Annotated in this window: 20 protein-coding genes; 14 read left to right on the plus strand and 6 right to left on the minus strand. The window is 70.7% G+C overall.

What is annotated here, in order from left to right:
* Positions 1-57: 57 nt before the first annotated feature.
* The 4 genes from tkt (at position 58) to ACFY12_RS31630 (ending at position 6025) form a co-directional block, all read left to right on the plus strand.
* Positions 58-2136 (plus strand): transketolase, encoded by a 2079-nt coding sequence (gene tkt, locus ACFY12_RS31615; RefSeq protein WP_390719372.1) that lies wholly within the window; start codon positions 58-60, stop codon positions 2134-2136.
* Between the two features lie 115 nt (positions 2137-2251).
* The gene (locus ACFY12_RS31620; RefSeq protein ID WP_390719373.1) at positions 2252-2998 is read left to right on the plus strand and encodes an HAD family hydrolase; all 747 of its coding nucleotides are present in this window, start codon (positions 2252-2254) and stop codon (positions 2996-2998) included.
* Positions 2995-5379, plus strand: coding sequence for a glycoside hydrolase family 65 protein (locus ACFY12_RS31625; RefSeq protein ID WP_390719374.1), 2385 nt, complete (start codon positions 2995-2997; stop codon positions 5377-5379). The genes ACFY12_RS31620 and ACFY12_RS31625 overlap by 4 nt, the downstream gene beginning before the upstream one ends.
* The gene (locus ACFY12_RS31630) at positions 5372-6025 is read left to right on the plus strand and encodes a histidine phosphatase family protein (RefSeq protein WP_390719375.1); all 654 of its coding nucleotides are present in this window, start codon (positions 5372-5374) and stop codon (positions 6023-6025) included. The genes ACFY12_RS31625 and ACFY12_RS31630 overlap by 8 nt, the downstream gene beginning before the upstream one ends.
* 78 nt (positions 6026-6103) lie before the next feature.
* Here ACFY12_RS31630 and ACFY12_RS31635 read toward each other — a convergent pair whose 3' ends face one another.
* The 6 genes from ACFY12_RS31635 to ACFY12_RS31660 all read right to left on the minus strand — a co-directional run bounded on the left by ACFY12_RS31635 (position 6104) and on the right by ACFY12_RS31660 (position 14757).
* Positions 6104-6766 carry a response regulator gene (locus ACFY12_RS31635; RefSeq protein WP_390719376.1) on the minus strand — a complete coding sequence of 221 codons (663 nt, stop codon included), beginning with the start codon at positions 6764-6766 and terminating at the stop codon, positions 6104-6106.
* Positions 6763-7920, minus strand: a complete 1158-nt coding sequence (locus tag ACFY12_RS31640; protein WP_390719377.1) for a sensor histidine kinase — start codon at positions 7918-7920, stop codon at positions 6763-6765. The genes ACFY12_RS31635 and ACFY12_RS31640 overlap by 4 nt, the downstream gene beginning before the upstream one ends.
* A gap of 129 nt (positions 7921-8049) precedes the next feature.
* Positions 8050-10032, minus strand: coding sequence for a hypothetical protein (locus ACFY12_RS31645; protein WP_390719378.1), 1983 nt, complete (start codon positions 10030-10032; stop codon positions 8050-8052).
* 163 nt (positions 10033-10195) lie between these two features.
* Positions 10196-12034, minus strand: a complete 1839-nt coding sequence (locus ACFY12_RS31650) for a transglycosylase domain-containing protein (protein WP_390719379.1) — start codon at positions 12032-12034, stop codon at positions 10196-10198.
* Between the two features lie 227 nt (positions 12035-12261).
* Complete coding sequence (locus ACFY12_RS31655; RefSeq protein WP_390719380.1) at positions 12262-13536, minus strand: hypothetical protein; 1275 nt, start codon at positions 13534-13536, stop codon at positions 12262-12264.
* 72 nt (positions 13537-13608) lie between these two features.
* Positions 13609-14757, minus strand: a complete 1149-nt coding sequence (locus ACFY12_RS31660) for an amidase domain-containing protein (RefSeq protein WP_390719381.1) — start codon at positions 14755-14757, stop codon at positions 13609-13611.
* A gap of 561 nt (positions 14758-15318) precedes the next feature.
* Here ACFY12_RS31660 and ACFY12_RS31665 point away from each other — a divergent pair.
* From ACFY12_RS31665 to mtnC, 10 genes are all read left to right on the plus strand, one after another.
* On the plus strand, positions 15319-16335 hold the full coding sequence (locus ACFY12_RS31665; protein WP_390719382.1) for a C-terminal binding protein: 1017 nt from the start codon (positions 15319-15321) through the stop codon (positions 16333-16335).
* A 42-nt stretch (positions 16336-16377) separates the two neighbouring features.
* On the plus strand, positions 16378-17553 hold the full coding sequence (locus tag ACFY12_RS31670; protein ID WP_390719383.1) for a KamA family radical SAM protein: 1176 nt from the start codon (positions 16378-16380) through the stop codon (positions 17551-17553).
* A 40-nt stretch (positions 17554-17593) separates the two neighbouring features.
* The gene (alr, locus tag ACFY12_RS31675; protein ID WP_390719384.1) at positions 17594-18769 is read left to right on the plus strand and encodes an alanine racemase; all 1176 of its coding nucleotides are present in this window, start codon (positions 17594-17596) and stop codon (positions 18767-18769) included.
* 97 nt (positions 18770-18866) lie between these two features.
* Positions 18867-19964 carry an iron-containing redox enzyme family protein gene (locus ACFY12_RS31680; RefSeq protein WP_390719385.1) on the plus strand — a complete coding sequence of 366 codons (1098 nt, stop codon included), beginning with the start codon at positions 18867-18869 and terminating at the stop codon, positions 19962-19964.
* Positions 19961-21049, plus strand: a complete 1089-nt coding sequence (locus tag ACFY12_RS31685) for an aminotransferase class I/II-fold pyridoxal phosphate-dependent enzyme (RefSeq protein ID WP_390719386.1) — start codon at positions 19961-19963, stop codon at positions 21047-21049. Before ACFY12_RS31680 ends, ACFY12_RS31685 begins: the two co-directional genes overlap by 4 nt.
* 53 nt (positions 21050-21102) lie before the next feature.
* Positions 21103-22299: a methionine adenosyltransferase gene (metK, locus tag ACFY12_RS31690; protein WP_390719387.1), complete on the plus strand. Its 1197-nt coding sequence runs from the start codon at positions 21103-21105 to the stop codon at positions 22297-22299.
* Between the two features lie 206 nt (positions 22300-22505).
* Positions 22506-23855 carry a glutamate-cysteine ligase family protein gene (locus ACFY12_RS31695; RefSeq protein ID WP_390719388.1) on the plus strand — a complete coding sequence of 450 codons (1350 nt, stop codon included), beginning with the start codon at positions 22506-22508 and terminating at the stop codon, positions 23853-23855.
* Between the two features lie 120 nt (positions 23856-23975).
* Positions 23976-25664, plus strand: coding sequence for an S-methyl-5-thioribose-1-phosphate isomerase (gene mtnA, locus ACFY12_RS31700; protein ID WP_390719389.1), 1689 nt, complete (start codon positions 23976-23978; stop codon positions 25662-25664).
* Complete coding sequence (locus ACFY12_RS31705) at positions 25661-26239, plus strand: acireductone dioxygenase (RefSeq protein WP_390719390.1); 579 nt, start codon at positions 25661-25663, stop codon at positions 26237-26239. Before mtnA ends, ACFY12_RS31705 begins: the two co-directional genes overlap by 4 nt.
* A complete protein-coding gene (mtnC, locus tag ACFY12_RS31710; protein WP_390719391.1) occupies positions 26236-26940 on the plus strand; it encodes an acireductone synthase in 705 nt (234 codons plus the stop codon). The genes ACFY12_RS31705 and mtnC overlap by 4 nt, the downstream gene beginning before the upstream one ends.
* Positions 26941-26980 lie beyond the last annotated feature (40 nt).

The following is a 26980-nucleotide window of genomic DNA, read 5'->3' on the forward strand; positions in this document are numbered from 1 at the left end:
CCGCACGGCTGATCGCGTGGAGATGCGTGCCCTCCGCTCCTGCCGTGTACTGGGAGGATGACGGAGCCGGACTCACTCGACACCCTTGCGGTGAACACCCTGCGTGGCCTGTGCATCGACGCCGTCGAGCAGGCGAACTCCGGGCATCCGGGCACCCCGATGGGGATCGCGGCCGTCGCCTACACGCTCTGGCAGAGGTTCCTGCGGTTCGACCCGCAGGACACGATCTGGCTGAACCGCGACCGGTTCGTCCTCTCCGAGGGGCATGCCTCGGCGCTGCTGTGGTCCCTGCTGTACCTGACCGGAGTACGTGCGGTCGACCCGGACTACGAGGTGCTGGGCCGCCCGGCGGTGACACTTGAGGACCTGAAGACGTTCCGCCAGCTCGATTCCAAGTGCCCGGGGCACCCGGAGTACCGCTGGACCAGTGGGGTGGAGACCACCACCGGGCCGCTGGGCCAGGGAGTCGCCACGTCCGTGGGAATGGCGATCGCGGGGCGCTGGCTGGCCGCGCGCTACAACCAGCCCGGCTTCACTCTCTTCGACTACGACGTGTACGCGCTCGCCGGGGACGGCTGCATGATGGAGGGCGTCTCGGCGGAGGCCGCCTCGCTGGCCGGGCACCTGCAACTGGCCAACCTGTGCTGGATCTACGACTCCAACCGGATCACCATCGAGGGGTACACCGACATCACGTTCACCGAGGACGTGGCGGCGCGCTTCCTGGCGTACGGCTGGAACGTGGTCACGGTCGCCGACGCCAACGACCTCGACGCCGTGGGGCGCGCCCTCCACTCGTTCCGGGCGGAGACCGAGCGTCCCACGCTGGTGGTGGTGCACAGCCACATCGGCTACGGCTCGCCCGTCGAGGACACCCCGAAGGCGCACGGGTCGCCGCTCGGGCCCGAGGGCGTACGGGCGGCCAAACGCTTCCTCGGCCTGCCGGAGGACCAGAACTTCCATGTGCCCGAGGGGGTACCGGAGCACTTCGCGCGGGGCATCGGCGCGCGGGGCGGGGAGCTGCGCGACGGCTGGGTGGAGCTGTTCGACGCCTACCGGCGTGCCTACCCCGCGTTCGCCGAGGAGCTGGCGCGCATTCAGCGCCGGGAGCTGCCCGAGGGCTGGGACGCCGAGCTGCCCGAGTTCCCGGCCGACGAGAAGGGACTGGCCACCCGGGAGTCCTCCGGGCAGGTGCTGAACGCCCTCGCCCGGCGGGTGCCCTGGCTGGTGGGCGGTTCGGCGGACCTGGCACCGTCGACGAAGACCCTGCTGGAGTTCGACGGCGCCGGGGACTTCCAGGCGGCCACCCCGTCCGGCCGCAACCTGCGCCTGGGCGTGCGGGAGCACGCCTCGGCCGCGGTGGCCAACGGCATGGCACTGACCAAGCTGCGCCCCTACTGGTCGGGATTTTTGATCTTCTCCGACTACGCCAAGGCGGCCATCCGGCTCTCCGCGCTGATGGAGATCCCGTCGATCCATATCTTCACCCACGACTCCATCGGCGTCGGCGAGGACGGACCGACCCACCAGCCCGTCGAGCAGCTCGCCGGGCTGCGCGCGATGCCGGGGTTGCTGGTGTTCCGCCCGGCCGACGCCAATGAGGTGACGGAGACCTGGCGGGCGGTGGCCCGGCTCCACCACGAACCGGCGGCGCTCGTCCTGTCCCGGCAGGCACTGCCCACCCTCGACCGCTCGCGGTTCGCCCCGGCGTCCGGTGTGGCCCGGGGCGCCTATGTGCTGGCCGACGCGCCCGACGGCGGCGTACCGGACGTGATTCTGCTCGCCACCGGGTCCGAGGTGTCCCTGGCGCTGTCGGCGCGGGAGGAGCTGGCCGGCGACGGCATCGGGGCGCGGGTGGTGAGCATGCCGTGCTGGGAGCTGTTCGACCGCCAGGAGCGGGAGTACCACGAGCAGGTGCTGCCGCCGTCGGTGACCGCCCGCGTGGGCGTCGAGCAGGCGTCGACGTTCGGCTGGGAGCGGTACGTGGGGGACCGCGGCGCCGTCATCGGCATGCACACCTACGGCGCCTCGGCTCCGCTCAAACACCTGCTCAAGCAGTTCGGCTTCACCCCGGAGCGAGTGGCGCAGACCGCCCGCGAAGTGGTGGAGGCGGCACGCCGGGACGCGACGGGGTGACGACGACCGGTGCCCGCTTCCCGGCTGCTCCGGGCGGACCGCTGGTTCACCCGCCCGGCGCAGCCGCGGCGCTCACCGGTGACCGGATCCGCCCGCGCGGCCTAGCGTCGAGAGCATGCTGGGACTTCCCGCCCGCGTCCACACCTGTCTGTTCGACCTCGACGGGGTCCTCACCCGCACCGCGAAAGTGCACGCGGCCGCCTGGAAGGCGATGTTCGACGCCTACCTGCGGGAGCGGGCCGCGCGCGACGGGTCCGCCTTCGTGCCGTTCGACGCCGTCGACGACTACGACACCTACGTGGACGGCCGCCCCCGCGCCGACGGAGTGCGTACCTTCCTCACCGCGCGCGGCATCGAGCTGCCCGAGGGCACACCGGACGACGGGCCGGAGCAGGAGACCGTCAACGGCCTGGGCACCCGCAAGAACGCGCTGGTGCTGCGCATGATCCAGGAGCGGGGCGTGGAGGCGTACGAGGGCTCGGTGGCCTTCGTACGGGCCGCCCGGGACGCCGGCCTGCGGTGCGCCGTCGTCTCGTCCAGCGCCAACTGCCGCGAGGTGCTGGAGGCGGCCGGCATCGCGGACCTCTTCGAGGAGCGCGTCGACGGGATCACCGCGCGGGAAAAGGGGCTGCGCGGCAAACCCGCCCCGGACACCTATCTGGCCGCGGCCCGCGCCCTGGGCACCGAACCGGGCGGGGCGGCGGTGTTCGAGGACGCGCTGGCCGGCGTGGAGGCCGGGCGGGCGGGCCGGTTCGGGCTGGTCGTCGGTGTCGACCGCACCGGGCAGGCCGACGCACTGCGGCGGCACGGCGCGGATGTGGTGGTGAGCGACCTCGCCGACCTGCTCCAGGAGCGCCCGTGATCACCCACCCCTGCTATGCGACCGAGCCCTGGTGCCTGCGGGAGACCGAGCTCAGCCTGGAGGTGCTCGCCCAGAGCGAGTCCGTGTTCGCCCTCGCCAACGGCCATATCGGCTGGCGCGGCAACCTCGACGAGGGCGAGCCGCACGGACTGCCGGGCGCGTACCTCAACGGCGTCCACGAAACGCACCCGCTGCCGTACGCCGAGGCCGGCTACGGCTATCCCGAGTCGGGCCAGACGGCCATCAACGTGACCGACGGGAAGATCATCCGGCTCCTGGTCGACGACCACCCCTATGACCTGCGCTACGGCGAACTGGCCGCGCACGAGCGGGTGTTGGACCTGCGGACCGGCGTCCTGCTCCGCACGGCGGAGTGGGCCTCCCCGGCCGGCCGCACGGTCCGCATCACCTCCCGGCGGCTGGTCTCCTTCACCCAACGGGCCGTCGCCGCCGTCGAGTACGTCGTGGAGCCCCTGAACGGCCCGGCCACCGTGGCCCTCCAGTCCGAGCTGGTCGCCAACGAACAGCTGCCGCACACCTCGGGGGATCCGCGGGTCTCCGCGGTGATCGACGTACCGCTGCGCTCCGAGGAACACTTCGCGCAGGACACCCGGCTGCGCCTGGTGCACCGCACCGGGCACAGCGGCCAGCGGATCGCCGCCTCCGCCGACCACCTCGTCGAGGGCCCCGAGCACACGACCTGGACGTCCGAGAGCGAACCCGACGTCAGCCGGCTGACCGTCACCGCCTCCCTCTCCCCCGGCCGGCGGCTGCGGCTGGTGAAGTTCGTGGCGTACGGCTGGTCGGGCGAACGGTCGCTGCCCGCCCTGCGCGACCAGGCCGACGGCGCGGTGGCCGCCGCCCACAGCACCGGCTGGGACGGCCTGCTCGCCGAGCAGCGGGCGTACCTGGACCACTTCTGGTCCGGTGCGGACGTGGAGGTCGAGGGCGACGCGCAGATCCAACTGGCCGTCCGCTTCGCGCTCTTCCACGTGCTCCAGGCCGCCGCCCGTGCGGAGGGCCGGTCGATCCCCGCCAAGGGGCTGACCGGCACCGGCTACGACGGGCACGCCTTCTGGGACACCGAGTCCTACGTCCTGCCGGTACTCACGCACACCGCGCCGCACGCGGTCGCCCCGGCCCTGCGCTGGCGCCACGCCACCCTGCCCGCGGCGATCGAGCGGGCCCGCCAGCTCGGGCTCGCCGGAGCGGCGTTCCCCTGGCGCACCATCAGCGGCGCCGAGTGCTCCGCGTACTGGCCGGCCGGCACCGCCGCCTTCCACGTCAACGCCGATATCGCCGATGCCGTGGTGCGGTACGTGACCGCCACCGGCGACGAGGACTTCGCCCGCGGCCCGGGGCTGGAGCTGCTGGTGCACACCGCCCGGCTCTGGCACTCCCTCGGCCACCGGGACGCGCGGGGCGTCTTCCACATCGACGGCGTCACCGGGCCCGACGAGTACAGCGCCATCGCCCGCGACAACCTCTACACCAACCTGATGGCCCGCAAGAACCTCCTGGCCGCGGCGGACGCGGCGCTGCGCCACCCGGACCAGGCGCGGGAACTGGGGGTCGACCACGAGGAGGCGGCCTCCTGGCAGGACGCCGCGTCCCGTGTGGCCGTGCCGTACAACGACACGCTCGGGGTGCACGAGCAGTCCGCCGGCTACACCAGCCTCCAGCACTGGGACTTCGACGCCACCGCCCCGGAGCAGTACCCGCTGCTGCTGCACTTCCCGTACTTCGACCTCTACCGCAAGCAGGTCGTCAAACAGGCCGATCTCGTCCTCGCCCTGCTGACCTGCCCGGACGCCTTCACCGCCGAGCAGAAGGCCCGCGACTTCGCCTACTACGAGCAGCTGACCGTGCACGACTCCTCCCTCTCGGCCTGCTGGCACGCCGTCCTGGCCGCCGAGACCGGACACCTGCGGCTGGCGTGGGCCTACACGGGCGAGGCGGCGCTGATGGATCTGGAGAACCTCGAACACAACACCCGCGACGGCCTGCACATCGCCTCCCTCGCCGGCACCTGGATCGCTCTCGTCCTCGGCTTCGGCGGGATGCGCCCGTACGTGGACGAGGACGGGGCGCACGGTTGCCTCGCCTTCGCTCCCCGGCTCCCCCGGCCGCTGACCCGGCTGGCCTTCACCGTGCTGGTCAGGGGCCGCAGGCTCCGCGTCGAGATCCGGAACGCCACGGCCCGTTACACCCTGCTGGAGGGGGAGCCGCTGGGGCTGCAACACCACAGTGAACCGCTCACCGTGACCACCGCCGAACCGGTCGAGCGCCCCGTGCCCGCGCCGCCCCGGCGCCCGGAACCACGGCAGCCCGCCGGCCGCGGACCGGCCGACCGGCTCGCGGGAAGCGATGTCCATGGGTGAACTGCTGCTGGTCCGGCACGGCGAGACCGAATGGAGCACAGCCGGCCGCCACACCGGTCGCACGGACCCGCCCCTCACCGAGGAGGGCGAGCGGCAGGCCCTCGCCCTGGCCCCCCTCCTCGCCCGGCGGCGCATCGCGCGGGCCCTGTGCAGCCCCCTGCGGCGTGCGGCACGAACGGCGGAGCTCAGCCTTCCGCCCGGCACCGGCGTACGGCTGGAATCCGGGCTCATGGAGTGGGACTACGGGGCGTACGAGGGCCTGACCACCGCCGAGATCCGGCAGACCCGGCCCGGCTGGGACCTGTGGCGCGACGGTGTGCCGCCCGGCGACGGGAACCACCCCGGCGAAACCCTCGCCCAGGTCGGCGAACGCTGCGACACGATCCTCGCCCGCGCCACCGCCGCACCGGACGAGGACCGCGACGCGGACGTGGTCCTGATCGCCCACGGCCACGTCCTGCGCGTCCTGACGGCCCGGTGGCTGGGACAGCCCCCGGCAGACGGCGCCCTGTACCGCCTGGACACCTCCGCACTGTGCGTCCTGGGCACCGAACACGGCCGCCATGTGATCGCGGGCTGGAACCTCCTCCCCTGGCCGGAGTTCCCCGGCCGCGGCTCAGGCCAAGAGCCCACACGCAGATCATGAGCCCACACGCAGATCATGAACTCACACGCAGGTCATGAGCTCAGACGCGGGTGGACAGTTCAGACGCAGGTCCATGGCTCATACGGCAGGCGGCTGCGCTCCGGAATGGAGCTGGTACGCCAGCAGCGCCGCCTGCGTGCGGTTGTCGACGTTGAGCTTGGTGAGCGTGCGGGAGACGTACGTCTTGATGGTGGACATGCTCATATACAGCTGCCCGGCGATCTCGGCGTTGCTCATGCCCTCCCCGAGGAGATCGAAGACCTGCCGCTCACGTTCGCTGAGCCTGGTGACCAGCGCGCGGGCCTCGGCCGCGCGCTGGGGCAACGGCGCCCCGCGGGAGAGGAGTTGCTGGGTGACGGTGGGCGACAGCACCGTGCCGCCGGCGGCGACCGTGCACACCGCGTGGATGAGCTGTTCCGGGCTGAGCTGCTTCAGCAGGAATCCCGATGCCCCCGCGTACAGCGCGGCGGTGATGTTCTCGTCCATGCCGAACGTGGTCAGGACGAGCACCTTGGGCGGATCCGGCTGCCCGAGCAGGTGCCGCGTGGCGGTCAGGCCGTCGCAGCCCGGCATCTCGATGTCCATCAGCACCACGTCCGGCCGGCTCCGGCGGACCTCGTCGATGGCCTCGCCGCCGTCCCGGGCCTCCGCCGTGACCGTGATCTCCTCGGAGGCCTCGACGATGGCGCGGATTCCCGCGCGCACCAAGGCGTCGTCGTCGGCTATCAGGACGCGGATCATGCTGTCTCCTCGGTGCGGGACGCGGGGCCCGGCAGGCGGGCTTGCAGGACGAAGCCCCCGCCGCATCCGGGGGCCGATTTCAGGGTGCCGCCCGCGGACTGGACCTCCTCGCGGAGCCAGACCAGGCCGTTGCCGGTGCCCGGCAGCGGGTCGCTGCCGGGCGGCGGTGCCTGGTTGCACACGGTGACGATCACCTCGGTGCCGGTCTGGTCGATCCGGACGGAGACGGCGGCGCCGCGGGCGTGGCGTGCGGCGTTGCTCAGCCCCTCCGTCACGACCTTGTACGCGAGGTCCTGGGTGGCCGGGTCCGGCGGGGACTGGGAGATGCGGACGTTGATGGTGATCAGGTGTCCCCCGCTGCGGTAGCGGCCGATCACGGGGGCCAGGTCCGTCAGGACGTACCGGCGTCCGGCCGGTGGGGTGTCCGCGGGGTCGGGCGTCTTGGCGAGCGTGACGATCTCGCGCAGGGCGTCGACGGCGTCGCGCCCCGCTTCGGAGATGAGCCGGCACCTCTCCTTGACCGGTTCCGAGGCGTCCTTGCGGACGGCGATGGCACCGGCCTGCAGCACCATGAGGGTGATCTGCCGCCCGACCCCGTTGTGGATGTCCCGTACGAGCCTTTCGCGCTGCTGCAGGGCCGCCTCGCGGAGCCGGCCTTCCTGGAGGAGGGCTTCCTGGGCCTGCTGTTCGACGGTGAGCTCGGCCATCTTCTTGTTCACCTTGGCCAGGTAGCCCATGAGCACCGGCACCAGGACGATCACCGCGGCGCCGGAGACGGTGGCCTCGGGGTGCGGGGCGTGCGCGGTCAGCGCCTCCGGTGTCACCAGCGCGAAGACCAGGGAGACGAGCACCAGGATCGCGGCCAGCACGTAGCGGCCCTTGCGGACCGCGGTGTAGCAGGCCACCGTGGTGCACAGCAGATGACCGGTGACCGCTACACCGGCGACGGAGATCGCGCTGTAGGGCAGGAGCGCGCGTTCGCGCCACACCGTGCCGACCGCGATGGCGAAGGACACCAGCACCCCCGCGGTCGGGTCCCGGACGAGCCCCGCGTGTGGCATCGCCAGTGCGATCTCGACGAGCGGGATGCCGTAGATCCCCGCCAGGACCGTGTTCTTCCACCGGCTGTTGCACAGGGCGGTGTACCACTTCATGCCCGTGCCTTTCCTGCCTTGCCCGTCGCCACCGGCCCCGCGGATATGATCATGAAATGTCCGGATCGGTGGTGAAGTCTATCCTCCTCGCCGGTCCACCCTCCTTGCCGGTCCGGCCTCCCTGCCGGCTTACCCTCCTCGCCGGTCCCGTACGAGCTCCTGGAAGATCCTTTCCCGGTCGCGCTCCGGGTCGCGGAACACCTCCTTCGCCGGGAAGTACTTCTGCTGCATCGTCCGCAGTTCGTCCTCGGACAGGGTGGTCCGGCCCCCGGCGGACAGGGCTCGGCGCACCTCGGCCAGCTTGTCCTCCGTCATCTTCTTCCACCGCGCCTGCCGACGGCTGAGCTCCTGCTGGCCCCACACCCTGGCCCCGCTGGCGTCGAACTCCTCCTTGGAGATCCTGCCGATCAACTTGTCGAGATACGGCTTCGCGCTCTTGTCGAGGAAGTGGTCGTTGAAGGTGTCGAATCCGCTCTTCCCGTCCTTGCCCGGCTTGAGCGTGGCGGCGAAGGCGCCCGTGGCGACCTTGACGATCTGCTGCTCGTACAGCGCGGTCCGGGCGTCCTGCTGCTCCCACACCTTCGCGTCGATCTTCTTGTTCAACGCGGACGCATGGGCGCCGATGCGCTGCTTCTCCTCCGCGGAGGCCGCGCGGGCCCGGGACCGTTCGGCGATCCTGGCGACGGCCGCCTTCTTGGCCTTGGCCCACTTGCCCAGGGTGACCACGTCGGATGTCAGGACGCGGTTGAACTTCTCGTTGAGCTGGGGGAAGAGCTCCTGCACGGCCTGCCCCACAAGACGGTCGCGCCACTGCGTGTCACGGTGCGCCACCAGGTCCTTGGCGGCGCCGTCCCACTGGGCGCGGTCGTGGGCCAGCTGCTTCTGCTCGGCGATCCACCCGGCGACCTCGTTGTACACGAGCTGCGCCAACTGCTCGGCGAGCAGGGCGGGTTCGAGGAGCGGGGCGACCTCCGGCTGGGCGACCATGGCCACCTGAAGCCCCTCGGCGACCGAGTCGAAGGCGAGGTTCGCGTAGTCCCCGGCCTTGGCGTCCTCGGCGACGGCGTAGCCGGTCGCGGCGATCCCCACGTACGGCAGGGCCTTCACACCCAGCTCACCGGCCCGGCCGACCTTGCGGCCCACCTCGGCGAGCAGGCTCGTGTCGGTGGTGAGCCCCTGCACGGTCCGGAGGTCACGGCTGAAGGCCTCGCCGACCTGGGCGGAGAACGTCTCGAAGTCCTTCGCGCCGAGCTCGGCGGACGCGGCGTCGGCCAGGACCTTGTTGGTCTCGCGCAGCGGCGACAGCAAGGCCTTGGGATTCTTCTCGAACTCCTCCAGGGACGTGACGTACTCGACGTCGTCGCCGTGCGTGCGCAGGCGTTCCCGTTGGGTATGGGCGACCCCGTCATCGCCCCAGCTGCACGACGCGGCCGCGCGCTTCGTCCGGCCCGATGCGGCGCCGGTCGCGCATACGCCATTGCCGTCAGGCCAGCCCTTGCCCGCGAGCCACTGACTCATACCGGGGTGGGAAGGGTTGTCGACCCCCTCGATGAACAGGTACTTCCGGGGGATGTCCCCCTTGTACGCCCACGCTCCGTTGGTCGACACCCCGCCCAGCGGACCGCCGCTGTGGTCCCCCTTGAGCGTGCCACTGAATATGCTGCCGTCCCGCTTGAGCGCGTCCCATCGGACCTTGACCCGGATGGCGTCACCGTTCTTCTCGATGGCATTGGCGCCCTCGATGCCCTGCTTCGAAGAGCCCTCCCACAGGAAGACGTGCTCGTGGTGCCCGTTCCTGGCATAGCCCGAGCCCGCTCTCCTCAGCTCCTCCTCCACGTTCTTTCCCTCGGCGAGCCAACGGCTCTTCGAGGTCTGCAGGCCGTTTCTGCCCAGCGAATCGCGCAGCTCGCCGAGGTTCACCTCTCCCCTGGGCCGCTTGTCGACAACGATATGGGTGTATTCATCGGCGTACTGCTGAGTGGTGGCCGCATTCCCCGCCTGGCCGGGCGGAGCGGCCTGGGCGGTGGCTTCGCCGGTGACGGCGAACACCACGGCCGCCGCCATGATCGTGGTGATGACGCGGGGTATGACCTGCTGTCCGGGGTTTGTCATGCCCAGAAGCTTTCGCTTTTCGCGGCAGGGAATCGTCATCCCTTCGTCCAGTCGGTGTCGTCTGCGGTGCCACGCACACCCCTCCCGAAGGGGGAGTCCGTACCCCGGTCCGTGCTCCTCCTGCGGCAGGACCCGGGCGGGCTACGGGCCCTCCCGGCCGGCGCTACCGGGCCGTCATGTACCGCGTCCAGATCTCGGCGGGGAGCGGACTGCCCGGCTGTCCCTCGGGGGTGCCGCCGAGGCCGTCCAGGGGCAGCAGTTCCTGACTCCTGGGGTCGATCCGGGAGAGCGAGACCGCCGTGGAGAGCGTGCCGCGATAGCCCACGAACCAGGCCGACCGGTTGTCCTGTGCGGTGCCGGTCTTGCCGGCCGCGTCCTGGCCGGCGGCGTGGGCCCGGACTGCCGAGCCCCGGCGGACGGCGTCGTGCAGGGCCTCGTCCACGGCCTTCGCCACGGGCGCCGGCAGCGCCCGCCCGGCCGTCGGCCGTTCCACCGGCACGTTCGCGCCGTCCCGGGTGAGCCGGGACACCGAGTACGGCTCCGTGTGCAGGCCCCCGGCCGCGAACGTCGCGTAGGCGTCCGCCATCCGGATGGCGCTGGGCGTCGTGGCGGCGCCCAGTGAGAAGGAGGGCAGCTGGACGCCGAGGCTGCTCTTGAGCAACCCCGACTCCGTGGCCAGCCGGCCTACCCGGTTCAGGCCCACGTCCATACCCACCTGCATCATCGTGGTGTTGACGGACTGGACGACCGCTTCCTTGAGCGGGATCCGGCCCCAGGACTTCCCGTTGTCGTTGACCGCTTTGACGATCTTTCCCGAGCGGTCCCAGTAGGGCCCTTCCGGCGTGTGCAGCGAGATCTTGTCATCACCGTCGTAGACCGTCGCCGGGCCGACCGGGGTGCGGGGCTTGTCGCGCTGGAGCTGCACCCCGTCGCGCAGGGCGGCGGCGTAGACGAAGGGCATGAAGGCGCTGCCGGCCGGTACGACGGTGGAATTGGCGTCGTTGAACCCCTGCTGGAGATAGCCCGGTCCGCCGTACAGCGCGACGATGCGTCCGTCGGTGGTCACCGAGGCGGCACCGATACGGACATTCCGGTCGGCCTCCCGCTGCTGTGGCCGCAGGCCGTCGCGCAGCTTTGTCACGCTCTCGGCCAGGGCAGTGGACCGCGGTTTGTCGAAGGTGGTGCGGATCTGGTAGCCGCCGCGGTCGAACTCGCGGTCGGAGACGTCGCTGTGAGCGAGGACATAAGCATGGGCGGTCTCCACCAAGTAGCCGGTCTGGCCGGTCAGTCCGGTGGGCCGGGGCGGGGCGAGGGGTTCGGGGAAGCGGGTGTAGCCGGCCCGTTCCTTCGGGGAGAGCCTGCCGATGGCCACCATCCGGTCCAGCACCCAGCTCCAGCGCTGCACGGCGCGTTTGCGGTTCTCGGGGCCGAGCGCCGGGTCGTACCGGGAGGCGCCCTGGAGCAGCGCGGCAAGGAACGCGCCCTCACTGGGGTCGAGTTGGGAGACGCTCTTGCCGTAATAGGCGTGTGCGGCCCGCGCGATGCCGTAGGTGCCGCGCCCGTACCAGCTCGTGTTGAGATAGCGAGCGAGAATCTCGTCCTTGCTCATCTTCTGGTCGAGCTTGATCGCGATGAATATCTCGCTGAGCTTGCGGCCGAAGGTCTGTTCCTGGTCGAGGTAGGCATTCTTGACGTACTGCTGGGTGATGGTCGATCCGCCTTGGGTACTGCCCCCGCCGATCATGTTGACGGCGGCCCGGATCATACCGCTGGGCGAGATACCGCTGTCGGAGTAGAAGGTTTCGTTCTCTGCGGCCAGCGCGGCCCAGCGGACCTTCTCCGGCACCCTTTCCAAGGGGGTGTCCTGCCGGTTCACTTCGCCCGTGCGGGCCATTTCGGAGCCATCGGCCCAGTGGTAGACATTGGCCTGCTGGACGGCGAAGGCATGGAGACCGGAGGGTATGTCGGTGCGCACGTACATGATCAGCAGGAGACCGGTCACGGCACCTGTGAAGGCGCCGGACAATCCGAGTACCTGTAACCACGACGGTATCCAGCGCCGCCAGCCGACGCGGCCCGGGCGTGGATAGGCCGGACGCGGCGGGAAGCGGCGAGCGGAATTCCGGGCGTGTGCCCCTGCATGACGTTTGATCACATCTCGACCCTAAAGGACGCGGAAGCGACGTTACGCGCCCGGCCGCCTCCACCGCGGCGGCCGGGCCTCACGCGCTACTTCACCAGGGTTGCCCAGTCGGGGGACTGCGCCGGATCCAGCATGCGCAGCTTCGCCAGGACCTTCGGGTCCTGGACGTCCAGCCAGTCGGCGAGCTGTTTGAAGGTCACACAGCGCACCCCGTCCCGTGTGCACACCGACTTCGTGACATCCTCGACGGCCTTCATGTATATGCCGCCGTTCCAGTCCTCGAAGTGGTTTCCGATGAAGAGCGGTGCGCGGCTCCCGTGGTAGACGCGCTCAAAGCCGTTGAGATAGCCGTCACGGGTCAGCTTTCGCCACTGCTCGTACTTCGCCGGATCGCCGCGGGTGTTGTCACCGGACTGGTTGTAGAGGAAGTTGAAGTCCATGGACAGAACCTGCTTCTCGCTCCTGGGGTAGGGAACCAGCTGCAACGGGAAGTTCCAGATACCGTGGATCTTGGACGGCCAGATCTGGAAGTCACCGGGTGAACTGGCGTCGTAGCGCCAGCCGAACGACTTGGCGGCCTTCAGCAGGTTCGGCTGCCCCTCCAGACACGGCGCCCGTCCACCCGCCAGTTCCTTCTTGTAGTCGAAGGGCAGCGGGGGCAGATCCTTGAACCCGGTGTTCGTCTTCCAGTGCTGCACAAACGCATACGACTGGGTTATCTCGCTCTTCCACTCGGCCGTACTCCAGTCACCGCCGCCCTTGGCCCCGCAGAAGTGACCGTTGAAGTGCGTGCCTATCTCGTTGCCTTCCAGCCAGGCACCCCGAAGCTGCTCCAGAGTTTCCCTGATGTGCGGGTCCGTCGCATAGGAGATCGCCATCTCACCGGGCTTGTGCTGCGGCGGCCGGTACATCGACGCCTTCGACTTCGGCAGCAGATAGGTACCGGTGAGGAAGAACGTCATCTTGGCGTTGTTCTTCCGGGCGACCTCGCGGAAGTGCGAGAAGAGCCTGTCGTCGCCCTGCAACGCACCGTCCCACGAGAAGACCACGAACTGCGGTGGCTTCTCACCGGGCTTCAGCTTCTCCGGTCGGGGCTGGTGCGGCTGCGGACCGGTAGCCGACGTGGAGCCGTCCCCCAGCACCCGGACTTTCCCGTCCCACTTCTCCTCCGGTGCCCCGCTCTTCGACGCGGACGGGTCCGGGGAAGCGGATGCGGGCGGGGAGGAAGCCGGAACCTCGGGAGTGGCCACGGCCTTCGTCCCGGCTCCCTGCTCACCGGAATCACAGGCCGACAGCGACCCGAGGACAAAAGTCGTCCCGGCCACCAGAACCAACGCGCCGCGTGCGGCCTTCTTGGACAATTTCCTACTCCAGACGCCAATTGAGCTGCCGTGCCAAGGCGGGCCGGGCTCTCCGCCCGGCGGCCTCGTGGATCAGGTGCGGTAGGCGTACCACTTCGCGGACGGGGACATCACCGCGAGGCTCAGCATCGACCGTCGGTAGGTGTCGTACGAGTGGTACGTGAGATACGGCATGCCCAGGCTGTTCCGGTACGTCACGAGCATGGTGTGGTCCTTCGACCCGTCACCGTCGAAATCCGCCTGCAGAACGTCCCCGACCTCCATCTGGTAGACGTTCGAAAGGGACTTCACCCGCTTCGAGTTCAGCGCGAACCACGACCATTCGTCGGCGCCCACCCACGAATCCGACTGTGTGTCGGACCCGTACCACCACTTGTCGTAATCACCGGCCCTGCCCGGAGCGTGCTTCCAGCCACCCGCCTTCAGCGCCTGGCTGACAAAGTTCGTGCAGTCCCCGCCTGCCCCGAGGCTGTACGCCCGGTAATCCGGGTTGTGGTTCTTCCAGTACTTCTCGGCGTAAGCGGCCATCGCCGCGTAGTCGTATCCGGTGTTCCGGTTCTTCGGCACGCGCTTCGCGAAGGGCGCCACACCCGCCTCGGGTGCGCTCGGGGTGTCCCCCGCGGCCGACCTCGGCTGCACCGCGGGCGCGGCCGGTGCGGGCGCGTTCACCTGCGGCATCTCGTCCAGCGGCTGGACGGCCGTCAGCTCCCACCCCCCGCCCCGGACGGGTGCGAAGCTCAGCTCGTGGTGAGCCCGGAAGCCCGTGGTCCCCGGCTCGTCACCGCGGACCTTCCGGTACGTCAGCACCGTGCGCTCGGTGACCCGCACCGTGGCCTGCCCGCCGGTGACCCGGGACGAGTCCACGGTGACCCGGGTGCTGCCGGCGGAGTACGCCTCGCCCAGAGAAGCGAGCTTCTTCTTGCGCAGCCGCAGCGAGGACACAACGGCCCGCTCCGAGCGCTCCGTTCCGGGCGAAAGGCGCGCCGTGTTCCCGGACGGCGGCGGTGTGCCGTGCTCCGTCTCCGTCGGCCTGCCGTCGACCATCGCGGCCGTACGGTCCGCTAACACCTCACCGGCGATACGGCCGAAGGACTCGACCGCCGCCTTGTCCACGCGGTCGGGACGCGCCGCCGCCCCGGCAGATGACGCGGGTACCAACACGGCCGACACCGCTATGGACGCGACCACCCCGACAGCCGATCTGAGCGTCAAAGACTTCACGGAACTCCCCTCATCACCCCGGCCAACTCCGGCTCAGGCACGACGAATCATCGCATATGCATTCGGAACGACAGCCCATGGAAGGAAACGAATACGCCAGATTCACGTTTCCGGACACGGCCGCCCCGCACCGGACCCGAACTCACCAGGCTCCCTGCGGCAACTCCGCATTCCTGCTGCGGAAAACCCGCAATTTCCGAAACCGACCGGGAAGCCGCCCTCTCGGTGCCCGCGAAGTCCCCCACGGCCGCTCGCCGAAGGCGGCGTCCTGCGCCTACCCACCCGCCACCGCCCGGTCAAGGGTGCGTAGCGGACGTGATCCCGAGGAGGCGCGGAAACCTTCCGCCCTGTTCAATGCCACAGGTCTCCGCGCTTACGCGGCGCCCGACTCGTGGGAGTGCGGCGGGCTCTCCGCTGTTCGCCTGCGCGTTGAGCTGCGCGAACAGCCCGCGAGAGAAAAACATCCGCAAGGCCGAAAGCAACCTGGTTCGCCTCTCCGCCAGTGACTTCAATGGCTGATCGTGCCTCGTACGCTCCCCCATGCAGAGAGGCGGAAGAGTGGTGACTCGGTCCGGCGTCAACAGCTCCGGGGAAACCGCACATGACCACACGCCCTCGGTCGTCGTACTCGACGCACCGGGGGCGGGGTATGTCGAAGGGGCTGATCTGGAGCAGGAGATCATCAGCCCGTTCGGCAGAGTCCGGCCATTGATCGTGCCGGCGCAGGACCACGGGCGCCTCCATGAACTGGGCGCCGATTACGTCATCCTCTGGCATCGCGTCTCGCTGAACGCGGACTTCTTCAGGAAGTCGGACGCCTGCCGGGCCGTCGTCTGCGCCAGCGTCGGTTACGACCACGTCGATATCGAGGCCGCCCGTGCCCGCGGTATCCCCGTCTACCACGTTCCGCACTACGGAACCGAGGAGGTCGCCGATCACACCCTGGCGCTCTTCCTCGCGCTGGAACGCCGGCTCGGCGAGCTGCGGAGGCATGTGAGCGACGGCGGCTGGGACTGGCGCGCGATCGGCGATCCGCGGCGGCTCAGGGAGATGGTCTGGGGCGTGGTGGGCCTGGGGCGCATCGGGCTCGCGGTCGCGCGGCGGGCCCAGGCCTTCGGGCTCCGGGTCGTCTTCTTCGATCCGTACAACCACCCCGGTATCGAGAAGGCGCTCGGCATGGAACGGCAGCACCACCTCGACCAGTTGCTGGAGGAGTCCGACGTCGTCAGCCTGCACGTGCCGCTCACCACGGACACCCGCCATCTGCTGGACGCCGGCCGTCTGCACCGGATGAAGCAGAAATCCGTCCTGATCAACACGGCGCGCGGCGCGCTGATCGACATCTCGGCCCTCGAGGGCGCGCTCGCCGAGGAGCGGCCGGCCCGGGTCGGCCTGGACGTGGTCGAGGGCGAGCCGGACATCCCCCCGTGGCTGCGGGCCCACCCGAGGGCCCTGATCAGCCCGCATGCGGCCTTCTACTCCGTCCCGTCCCTTGCAGAACTGCGCGCACGAGCCGCCGAGGCGGTCCGCCAGATGATCTCCGGTGAGCCGGTCACCACGGCGGTCGCCGTGCCCTGAGCACTGCCCGCGCACCCGTGACTCCAGTCCGAGGAGAGCAGGATGACCACCGAAGTCGCCCGCACCATCGACCGCGAGAAGTGGACCGACTGGAAATGGCAGCAGCGCAATGCGATCCGGACGGCCCGGCAGTTCCGGCAGCGCTTTCCCCGGTGTGATCAGGAGATCCTGGAACGGATCACACGTCATAACCTCTCCCAGCGCTTTCAAGTGACCCCGTATTACCTGAGTCTGGTTGCCACCGACGCGCACACCGGGGGTCCGTCGGTCGACGACCCGTTATGGAAGCAGGTCGCCCCGCAGGGGTCCGGGAAAAGTGACGCCCCGTACGCCTATGACGGGAAGACCGAGAACTGGGAACTCCCGCACGAGATGGTCACTCCCATCGCCCAGCACAAGTACGACAACCGCGTGATCGTGCGCTATGCAAACGTCTGCCACGCCTACTGTCAGTTCTGCTACGAGGCACTCCGCACGCTCGACAAGGACTCCACAAAGGCGACCTTCGACCGTACCCACTGGCGGGCCACCCTGGACTATCTGCGGGCCAACCCGCAGATAGAAGAGATCATCCTGAGCGGCGGAGAACCGTTCATGCACAGCAACGACCAGATCGACCAGGCGCTGAGGGAGGCCCGGGACGCCCGGCCCGACCTGCTCCTGCGCTTCCACACCCGGGCCCTGACGTTCAACCCCTACCGGATCGACGACGGGCTCTCCGCGGTGCTCGCCCGGCACGGTGTCGTCTCGATCGGCCTGCACATCACCCATCCCCGGGAACTGACCCCGGAATTCGATACCGCGGTCAAAAAACTCCAGTCCGCCGTCCCCATCATCTTCGCCAACGTTCCGCTCCTGGGTGGCGTCAACGACACCCCCCAGACGATGCGTGAGCTGTGCATGGGCCTGTACCGGCGGGGAGTGCACGCGGGGTATCTCTACCACTTCATGCCGCACAGCCCGGAATCCGCGTGCTTCCGCACCCCGGTGCAGCGCGGAGTGGAGATCGTCCGCTCGCTGAAGCGGCACATTTCCAATCCCGCCGTCCCCGAGTACGTACTTCCGCATGCCACCGGGAAATGCACGGTCCCGCTGATGGACATCGGCTCCGTGGACGAATATCCCCGGCACGTCCTGGACGACAACGGGCTCCGCGTGCTGGAACTGGTTAACTGGGAGGGGGAACGCGTGCACTATCCGGATATGGAATCGGTATGACGCTCCTTCGCCCACCACCCGCTGCCGGGAAGGAGATCCGATGACCCGCACCGGGGTGGCACCGCGCGAGTCCCCCGCCCGGCTGGCCGCCGCCCGGCTGGCGAAGACCGTCGCCGCCGACGCGGTACGCCACAACCTCGGGGTGCTGCGCGCGGCGGCCGAGGGCCGGCGGCTGATGGCCGTCGTCAAGGGCGACGCGTACGGGCTCGGCGCACCGGCGATCGCGCGCCTGCTGGTCGCCTCCGGGGCGGACGCACTGGCCGTGGACTCGGTCGCCGAGGGGGCCGAGCTGCGGGAGCACGGCATCGACGCCCCGATTCTGGTGATGGACGTGGACGTCGCCGACACCGCGGCCGCCTGTGCCCGGTACCGGCTCATGCCCGCCGTCGCCACCCCGGAACAGGTCCGGCGCCACGGGGCGGTGGCGTGGCGTCAGGGCGCGCCCGCCACCGTGTGGCTGCGGACCAACGTCGGCTTCAACCGGTTCGGACCGCGCGAGGAACCGGAATTCGCCGCCGTACTGGACGCCCTGCACGAGGCGCGTACCGCCGTCCGCGTGGCCGGAATCTTCGCCCATCTGTCCAGTTCCGGCCGGGACCGGCGGGAGACCGCCGAGCAGGCGGGCACGTTCCGGTCCCGGGTGGCCCGGGCGCGCGCCGCGCTCGGCTCCCCGCTCGAAGCCTCGCTCGCCGCGACCCACGGGCTGCTGCACCCCGAGGCGCTGCGCGGTACGGACTGGGTACGGCCGGGCATCGGCCTGTACGGACTGCTGCAACTGGGCAGCCGGGAAGCGGCGGGGCCGGCCGGCGCCCGCCTCGACGGGCTGCGGCCCGCGGTCTCCGTACGCGCCCGGGTGCTGGAGCTGGTCACCGTGACCCGCCCGGAAGGGCTCGGCTACGACCGGTCCGCGGCCCTCTCCCCCGGCCGGCGCCTGGCCTCCGTCGCCATCGGCTTCTCCCGCGGGGTGACCGGAACCGCCCCGGCGTTCAGCGGACTCCTGCGCGGGCGGAGCTGCCCCATGGCCGGCCGTCCCGGTATGGACTGCACACAGTTCGATGTGACGGACGTGCCGGATGTGCGTCCCGGGGACTGGATGACCTTCATCGGACCGGGGCGCACCGCCCAGGACGCCGGGGCGGAGCTGGGCCTGAGCCTGTACGAACTCCTGGCCACGCTCCGGATGCCCGTACACCTCGAAGACCCGCAGACGTCCTGAAGACCCGCAGACGCTCGGAAGACCGCAGACGCTCTGACGATCGCGCCCGCCACGGCGGCCGTCCACCACCCGCCGTCGCAGTGACATGGAGGAGAACATGACCAAAGACCTGGGCCTGGAACGGATTCCGCCCCGTGACGGTGTGCTGCGGCCGGCTGCCCACGTTCCCGAGGGCTCGGTGGAGGGCCTCCTCAACGCCGCCCTGCGCGGTCCGGTCGAGCCGCTCGACCTGACCTCCGGTCACCGGTCGCTGCTGACCGCGCTCGACGAGGCCCTGAAGCGCGGCGCCGACGGCGACGCGGCGGCCCTGCTCGATGTGCACCGCAGCGCGTACACCGTCTACGAGGGCCTGCTCGGCCACCCGCTGGGCGTCGCCGCTCATGAGCGCAGCGCATGGCTGAACGCGTTCCGCTGGAAGTACGAGGAAGCGGTACTCCGCGGGGACACCGAGGAGATCGCGGACCGCCTGCCGTCCCCACGGGACGCCACCCGCCCGGAGTTCGTCCGGGAGTGGTTCCTCGCCGAGGCCGGGGAACGCAACACGCTCGACCGCCAGGTGGAGGACCATCTGGCGGAGCGCGCCACCGTGGAGCAGCTGGCCCACTTCATCCAGGCCGACGGCTACCTCAACTACCGCTTCTTCGACGCGCTCGTACTGGCCCAGTCGCACTTCATGGAGACCGTCAAGCACGAGATCAGCCACCATCTGTGGGACGAGTGCGGTGAGGGCGAAGGGCACCGGGCCCACACCCTCCAGTTCACCCGGAGCCTGCAGACGCTCGGGCTGTCCCTGCCGACGGTTCCGCCGTGGGAGGACTGGCGTCCGTACGCCGGGCACAACCTCTACTTCGTGCTGGCCTGCAACCGCCGGAACTACTTCAGGGCACTCGGCAGCCTGGCCATGCCGGAACTGTTCGACGTGGACCGTGACGCCGCCGTGGTCAAGGGCCTGGAACGGCATGGCTACGGGGCCGAGACGGACTTCGAGTTCTTCCACAACCACATGGAGGGAGACGCCGAGCACGGGCCCGAGTGGCTGGACGGCGTGATCCTGCCCATCGTCGAGGCCGAGCCCGAGGCCGGCATCGAGCTCATCACGGGCGGGGCGCTCCGCATGCTCGCCATGCGCCGCTACAACGCCTACCTGGCCGCGATGCTCGGCATGGCCGCGGCGGCTCCCGAGCGGAACGCATGAGCCCCGCGGTGGACAACCCGTTTCCGTCCCTGGAGATGACGGAACGGGCCACCGGGCTCCGGGCCCGTGAACGGCTGAGCACCAACGAGAACGAGTTCGGGCCGTCGGCCGAAGCCGTCCGGGCGATAGCCGCCGCGGCGGCAGAGGCCCACCGCTACCCCGACTGCGACCACTTCGCGCTGCGTGAACGGCTGGCCGCCCGGCTGCGGACCGGGCCGGACACCCTCAGGGTCGGCTCGGGTGTGGACGGGCTGCTCGGCGCGACGGTACGGGCCTTCCTCGGCCCCGGCCGGACCGCGGTGACCAGCGAGGCCACCTATCCGACGTTCGGCTACTTCGCCCGGGCCGCGGGATCCGGACTGCGTCTGGTGCCCTACCGGTCGGGAGCGGCCGACCTGGAGGCGCTGTCGCGCTGTGCGCACGAGCACCGCGCCGATGTCGTCTACCTCGCGGATCCCGACAACCCGACCGGCAGTTCCCGGGGCGCGGCGACGGTTCTGGCCCTGGCGGACGACCTGCCCGCCGGCACCCTGCTGGTGGTCGACGGCGCCTATGCCGAGTACCAGAACCCGGCCGACCGGCTGACCGCGCGGCAGGTGACGGGCCGGCGCATGCTGTGGCTGCGGACCTTCTCCAAGGCCTATGCGCTGGCCGGGCTGCGGGTCGGGTACGCGATCGCCGACCGGGAGTTGCTCGGCGCGCTGGCCGGGGGCGCCGAACACTACGTCGTCGGCCGGGTGGCCGAGGCGGCGGCACTGGCCGCGCTCGACGCCACGACGCACCTCTCCCACGTCATCGAGGAGACCGCGGCCGGACGCGCGCACTACACCGCGGCCCTGAGCCGGCTGGGGCTGACCGTGCTCCCCGGCATGACCAACTTCGTCACGATCCGGCTGGCCGACCAGGCCACGGCCGGACGCCTCGCCGGTGCCCTGGCGGCGCTGGGGATCTTCGTACGGCACCTGCGGGTTCCCGGTATGACGGACTGCCTGCGGATCACCATCGGTCCCGCCACGCAGCGCGCAACGGTCCTGGACGCCCTCGCGCGGTACCTGGATCACCCCGTCACCGTGCCCGCCCGATAGCCGGAGCTCCCGTCGACCACCGTCCGTTCCGCTTCCTGTGTGAAGGAGTCTCCATGCCCCTGCCAGCCCCCGAACCGACGGCCACGCAGATCGCCGAATCGGTGTGCCCCGGCCACCCGGACAAGGTCGCCGACCAGGTGTCGGACAGTGTGCTCGACGCCTTTCTCGCCGAGGATCCGCACGCCCGCGTCAACTGCGAAACCCTCGTCACCCGGGGCAGTGTGGTCGTCACCGGGCAGATCACCTCCACCGCCGACGTGGACGTGGAGCGCACCGTCCGCGCGGTGCTGCGCGAGGTGGGCTACCACGACCCCGAACGGCACGGGCTGTCCGCCGACCGCAGCGAGATACGCCTCCAACTGGACCGCCAGTCACCGGAGATCGCCCACGGCGTCGACCTGGGAGGCGCCGGCGACTCGGGCATCGTCTACGGCTACGCCACCGACGAGACACCGGAGCGGATGCCCCTGAGCTGCGTACTGGCCCACGACATCGCCCGCCGCGTCAGCACCGCGCGGGACGACGACGGCGGCAGGCTGCTGGGCCCGGACGGCAAGGTCCAGGTGCAGCTGGCCGAGGAGCCGGGCGCGGGCGGGGAGACGGGCCGGCGGGCGGTCGTCGTGGTGTCGGCCCAGCACCCCACCTCGCTCGGGCTGGAGGAGCTGTCCGGCATGGTGGCCGAGAAGCTGGTCGGCCCTGCCCTGCGCGAGCGCTCCGTCACCCCCGCGCAGATCCATGTGAACCCCGCGGGCACCTTCGTCGTGGGCGGCCCGGCGGCGGACGCGGGACTGACCGGCCGCAAGCTGATGGTGGACTCGTACGGCGGGCTGGTGCGCCACGGCGGAGGCTGCTGCTCGGGCAAGGACGCCACCAAGGTCGACCGCTCCGGCGCGTACGCCGCCCGGTACCTGGCGGTGAATCTGGTGGCCGCGGGGCTGGCACGGCGCTGCCGGGTCGGACTCGGGTACGCCATCGGCCGCCCGCTCCCCGTATGGGTGGACGTGGATTTCCTGGGCACCGGCACGGTCGACGCCGAACGGGTCGCCAGGGAGCTTCCGGGGCTGGTGGACCTGCGGGTGGAGGCCGTGATCGAGCACCTGGGGCTGCGCTCGGTGCCGTTCCGGCCGACCGCGGCCTTCGGCCACTACGGCCGCGCCGACCAGGAATTCGCCTGGGACGGAACCACTCTGGCCACGAAATTCCGGGCACACTTCGCCACTTCGGGTGAGTCCGGCTCCGCGCGGCGCTGAGCGACACCGCTCGTACGGCGGCCGGGGCGCCCGGGTGCACAGCCCGGGCGCACGGGCGTCACCGTCCCACGCGTCCAGCTACCGACGGGAACGACGGCGTGGGAGGATCGGAGCCATCCCGGGATGTCGGAATTCCACCATCGCGCTCTGCGCCCGAGAGCGCGTGCGCACAAGAGCAGTTCTCCTTCGTAATCCCAAGGTGGATCATGTCTGTTGCCTCCGAAGCGTCCTCCCTCTCCCCAGCGGAACTGCGCAGCGTGTTCGAGAAGAACAGCTCGCGTGAGCTGGTCGGCATCGAAGTCGAGTCCGCCGCGCTCGATCCCCGTACCGGTCTCGGAATCCCCTACGACGGCGCGGCGGGAATCGGCGCCTACCTCGCCCACATGGTCGAGGCAACGGGCGGTGAACCCCTGCACGACTGCGGATTCCTCGTCGGAGTCCGGCTCTCCGACGGCGGGATGATCTCTCTCGAACACGGCGGTGCGGTGGAGTATTCGTCTCCTCCCGTGTCCTGCGTCGCCGACCTGATGGACCTCACCCGGCGCACGCTGGAACAGCTCGCGGAGCACGCGTGCCGCTTCGGATTCGCCCTGGTGCCCGGGTCCCAGTACCCCTTCACCGCTTTCGAGGACGTGCGGTGGATGCCGCACTCCCGTACCTCGATCATGCGCGAGCACTTCGAAAGCCTCGGCAACGAGGGCATGTTCGGCCCGCGCATCATGTCGATGATTCTCTCGACACAGGTGTCGTTCGACTTCACCTCGCCCGTCGACCTCGCCGAGAAACTCCGGGTCCAGGCCGCGGCCTCCGCCCTCTTCGTCAACGCGCCGATGGAGGCGGGCAAGCCCTGCGGCGCGCTCTCCCGCCGTATGCAGTTCTGGAGCCGTGCGGACCCGGCCCGCACCCGCGTCATCCCGGTCACGCTCCGGGAGGACTTCACCATCGAGCGCTTCATCGAGTGGGCGCTGACGCTGCCGATGGTGCACCGGGGAATGCCGGACGGCAGCCGGCACCGGGTGGCGCCCGTTCCCTTCGGCACTCTGCTGGAGCAGGGATTCGACGACGGCACCAAGCCGGACCTGCGGGACTGGCGGGACCATCTGTCGCAGATCTTCCCGGACGTCCGGCTGCGGGACACCCTCGAACTCCGGGCGGTGGACGGGCCGCCCTACCCCGCACTGGGCACCGTACCCGCGTTCTGGAGCGGGCTGACCTACGACGCCGCCGCCCGCGCCGCCGTCTGGGACCTGCTCCGCAGCATCAGCCCCGAACAGCACCTCCAGGGGCTCGACGACATCGCGGAGCGGGGCATGGACGCGGAGCTGGCGGGCCGCCCGGTGCGTGAACTGGCCGCGGAACTGCTCCGGTTGAGCGAAGCGGGGCTGCGTGCTCAGATCGACGCGGGGCGGGAGCGGGAGGAGGCCGCCGCGTACCTGGAGCCGCTCAAGGACATCGTCAAGACCGGCGAGACCTTCGCCGACCGGGTGCTCGCGCTGTGGCACCGCGATCCCGGGCACTTTCCCGAGACGTTCGTCGATGCCTACCGGATCCGGTGAGTCGACACCTGCCGGATCCGGTGACCCGACGCGTGCCGGATCCGGTGAGCCGAGGCCTACCGGATCCGGTGGGAGGGCAGGGGAAGGACACACACATGGGGACCACAGGGAAGGACATACATGGGCACCACGACGGGTGATCAGTCCCCCGGCTTAGCCCTGCACTGGCAGGACGACGCCCTCATGGCCGTCGACCAGCGGCTGCTCCCGCACACCTGCCGCCTCCTGCGCCTGCAAAGCGTCGACGCGCTGATCGACGCGATACAGGGCCTGGCCATCCGCGGTGCGCCCGCCCTCGGCCTCGCGGGAGCCTTCGGCGTCGCCCTCTCCGCACAGGCGCATCACCGCGCGGGAACGGTCGACGAACCGGCCGTGCACGCCGACGCCCATCGGCTGGCCACCGCCCGGCCCACCGCCGTCAACCTCGCCCGTGGTGTGCGCCGCGCCCTCGGCCGGCTGCCCCAGGGCCCGCAAGCGGTCCTGGACGAGGCGCAGCGGATGGTCGCCGAGGACGCGGCCGTCAACTCCGCCGCGGCGACCCGGGCCGCGGACCTGGTGGAGACGCTCACCCCGGACCGCCCGCTGCGCCTCCTGACGCACTGCAACACCGGTCGGCTCGCCACCGGCGCCGTCGGCACCGCACTCGGCGCCATCCTCGAACTCGCCCGCCGCGGACGGGTGGCGGAGGTGCTGGTCGACGAGACGCGGCCGCTTCTCCAGGGCTCCCGGCTCACGGCCTGGGAGCTGCGCGAGGCCGGGGTGCCCTACCGCGTCTGCGTGGACTCGGCGGCCGCCGCCGCGATGTCGCGGGGACTGGTCGACTGCGTCCTCGTCGGGGCGGACCGAATCGCCGCCAACGGCGACACGGCCAACAAGATAGGCACCTACGGGCTCGCCCTCGCCGCCGCCCGGCACCGGATTCCCTTCCTCGTGGTCGCGCCCGAATCCACCTGGGACGAGGGCCTGCCCGACGGCAGCGGAATCACGGTCGAGGAACGGGACGGCGCCGAGGTCGTCCGGCACGGTGACACGCCGGTGGCGCCGGCGGACGCGACGGCCTTCAACCCCGCGTTCGACGTGACGCCCCGCGAGCTGATCACCGCCCACGTCACCGAGAGCCGTACCGACCTCCTCCCCCGGGAGACCCGGGCACTGGCCGAGCTCTCCCGCGAGCTGTACCTCCGCGGCTGGATGCCGGGCACGGCGGGAAACCTCTCGGTGCGCCTGGCCGGGGAGCAGGCAGGCACGGCGCTCATCACGGCCAGCGGCCGCGACAAGGGAAGCCTCACCGCCCAGGACGTGGTCGCCGTGGACGCCGCGACGGGCGAGGTCCGGGTGCCGGGGCGGCTGAAGGCCTCGGCGGAGACCGCCATCCACGTGGCCGTGTACACGGCGACCGCCGCACACGCGGTCGTGCACGTCCACTCCCCGTACGCCACCGTGATGGCCGGCCGGTCCGCCGAGCCGGGGCGCACGGCCCAGCTGCCGCTGACCCGGTTCGAGCTGCTCAAGGGGCTCGGACTCCGGGACCCGTCGCACACGGTGCTGCCGGTCTTCCCCAACTGGCCCGACGTGCGGAGGATCGCCGACGAGGTGGCCGCGTACCTGACGTCCCGGCCCGACGCGCCGCCGGCCCTCCTCATCGCCGACCACGGCATCACCGTGTGGGGGCAGGACCTCGCGCAGGCCCGCAACCGGCTGGAGTGCGTCGAGGCGATCTGCCGGCTGCTCGTGCTCGGCACCGGAGGCGGAGACAGCGGCGGGCGCGAGGGCGGGAACACCGAACCGGAGGAGGGCCAAGCCCCATGACACTGCTTCAGGTCATGCCCGACGACGATGCCGACCGGGTGCTGCTGCGCACCCGGGACGCTTCCCGGATCGCGGACGTACTGCGGGGACTCGGTGTGGAGTACGGCCGGTGGGACGTGCGTGCTGAGGTGCTCCCCGACACCACCCAGGACGAGCTGCTGGCGCACTACCGCGGGGAAGTGGACGCGCTGTGCGCACGGGACGGGCTGGTGCTGGTCGATGTCGCGCAGCTCCGCCCCGCACCGGGCCCGGAGTGGGCGGAACGCGCCGCCAAGGCCCGGGCGGCCTTCCTGGAGGAGCACCGCCACGCCGAGGACGAAGTGCGGTTCTTCGCCCACGGAACCGGCTGCTTCTACCTTCACCTCGAACAGGCCGTCCACGCCGTGGTGTGCGAGGCGGGCGATCTGCTGTCCGTTCCGGCCGGCACCCGTCACTGGTTCGACATGGGCCCCTGCCCGGATTTCGCCGCCATCCGCTTCTTCAAGGAAGAGGACGGCTGGGTGGGCGATTTCACCGGGGACCCGATCGCCCGGAGCTTCCCGCGGCTCGACTCGCTGCTGGACGGCGACCGGTGAGCCCGGGGGCCGTCGTCCTCGATGTGGAGGGAACCGTCGGCGCGATCGCCCACGTCCACGACGTCCTCTTCCCGTACGCGCGCGAGCGGCTGCCCGGGTGGTTCGCCGAACACCGCGGCACCGCGCGCGCCGCACGCGTGCTCTCCGGGGTCCGGGAGTACCTCGGCACCACGGACCTCGACGAGGCGGGCGCCGTCGCACAGCTCACCCGCTGGATCGACGAGGACGTCAAAGCCCCTCCGCTGAAGACGGTCCAGGGGTGGATCTGGGCCACCGGCTACGCCGACGGCTCCCTCACCTCGCACGTCTACCCGGAGGTCCCGCGGGTGCTGCGGCGCTGGCACGCGGCAGGCGTCGCGCTCTACATCTACTCCTCCGGATCGGTCACGGCACAGGAGGACTGGTTCGCGCACACCCCGTCCGGTGACCTCACCCCGCTGCTGCGGGGCTACTTCGACCTGGACACGGCCGGGAGCAAGCGATCGCCCGACGCGTACCGGCGCATCTCCGCGGCGATCGGCACCCCGCCGGACGCCACGCTCTTCCTCAGCGACTCGGCCGAGGAGCTGGACGCCGCGGAGGCGGCCGGCTGGCACACGGCCGGCGTGCGCAGACCGGACGACCCCCGCCCCCACCCCGTTCCCGGGCGCACCACGGTCCGTTCACTGGACGAGCGGGAGCTCGGCCAGCTGATGCGGTGACTTCCTGCGCCGCCGGAGTGGCCCGACGCGCCCACGCGGA

This window comes from Streptomyces sp. NPDC001339, assembly GCF_042895955.1.
GTDB lineage: Bacteria > Actinomycetota > Actinomycetes > Streptomycetales > Streptomycetaceae > Streptomyces.

What these genes read in the sequence shown, in the direction of transcription:
- ACFY12_RS31640 (WP_390719377.1), bottom strand. Translation starts at nt 7,920, where the DNA reads ATGAAGTGGTACACCGCCCTGTGCAACAGCCGGTGGAAGAACACGGTC.
- ACFY12_RS31705 (WP_390719390.1), top strand. Translation starts at nt 25,661, where the DNA reads ATGACACTGCTTCAGGTCATGCCCGACGACGATGCCGACCGGGTGCTG.
- ACFY12_RS31680 (WP_390719385.1), top strand. Translation starts at nt 18,867, where the DNA reads ATGACCAAAGACCTGGGCCTGGAACGGATTCCGCCCCGTGACGGTGTG.
- ACFY12_RS31695 (WP_390719388.1), top strand. Translation starts at nt 22,506, where the DNA reads ATGTCTGTTGCCTCCGAAGCGTCCTCCCTCTCCCCAGCGGAACTGCGC.
- ACFY12_RS31685 (WP_390719386.1), top strand. Translation starts at nt 19,961, where the DNA reads ATGAGCCCCGCGGTGGACAACCCGTTTCCGTCCCTGGAGATGACGGAA.
- ACFY12_RS31620 (WP_390719373.1), top strand. Translation starts at nt 2,252, where the DNA reads ATGCTGGGACTTCCCGCCCGCGTCCACACCTGTCTGTTCGACCTCGAC.
- alr (WP_390719384.1), top strand. Translation starts at nt 17,594, where the DNA reads ATGACCCGCACCGGGGTGGCACCGCGCGAGTCCCCCGCCCGGCTGGCC.
- mtnA (WP_390719389.1), top strand. Translation starts at nt 23,976, where the DNA reads ATGGGCACCACGACGGGTGATCAGTCCCCCGGCTTAGCCCTGCACTGG.
- ACFY12_RS31670 (WP_390719383.1), top strand. Translation starts at nt 16,378, where the DNA reads ATGACCACCGAAGTCGCCCGCACCATCGACCGCGAGAAGTGGACCGAC.
- ACFY12_RS31630 (WP_390719375.1), top strand. Translation starts at nt 5,372, where the DNA reads ATGGGTGAACTGCTGCTGGTCCGGCACGGCGAGACCGAATGGAGCACA.
- tkt (WP_390719372.1), top strand. Translation starts at nt 58, where the DNA reads ATGACGGAGCCGGACTCACTCGACACCCTTGCGGTGAACACCCTGCGT.
- metK (WP_390719387.1), top strand. Translation starts at nt 21,103, where the DNA reads ATGCCCCTGCCAGCCCCCGAACCGACGGCCACGCAGATCGCCGAATCG.
- ACFY12_RS31635 (WP_390719376.1), bottom strand. Translation starts at nt 6,766, where the DNA reads ATGATCCGCGTCCTGATAGCCGACGACGACGCCTTGGTGCGCGCGGGA.
- ACFY12_RS31645 (WP_390719378.1), bottom strand. Translation starts at nt 10,032, where the DNA reads ATGACAAACCCCGGACAGCAGGTCATACCCCGCGTCATCACCACGATC.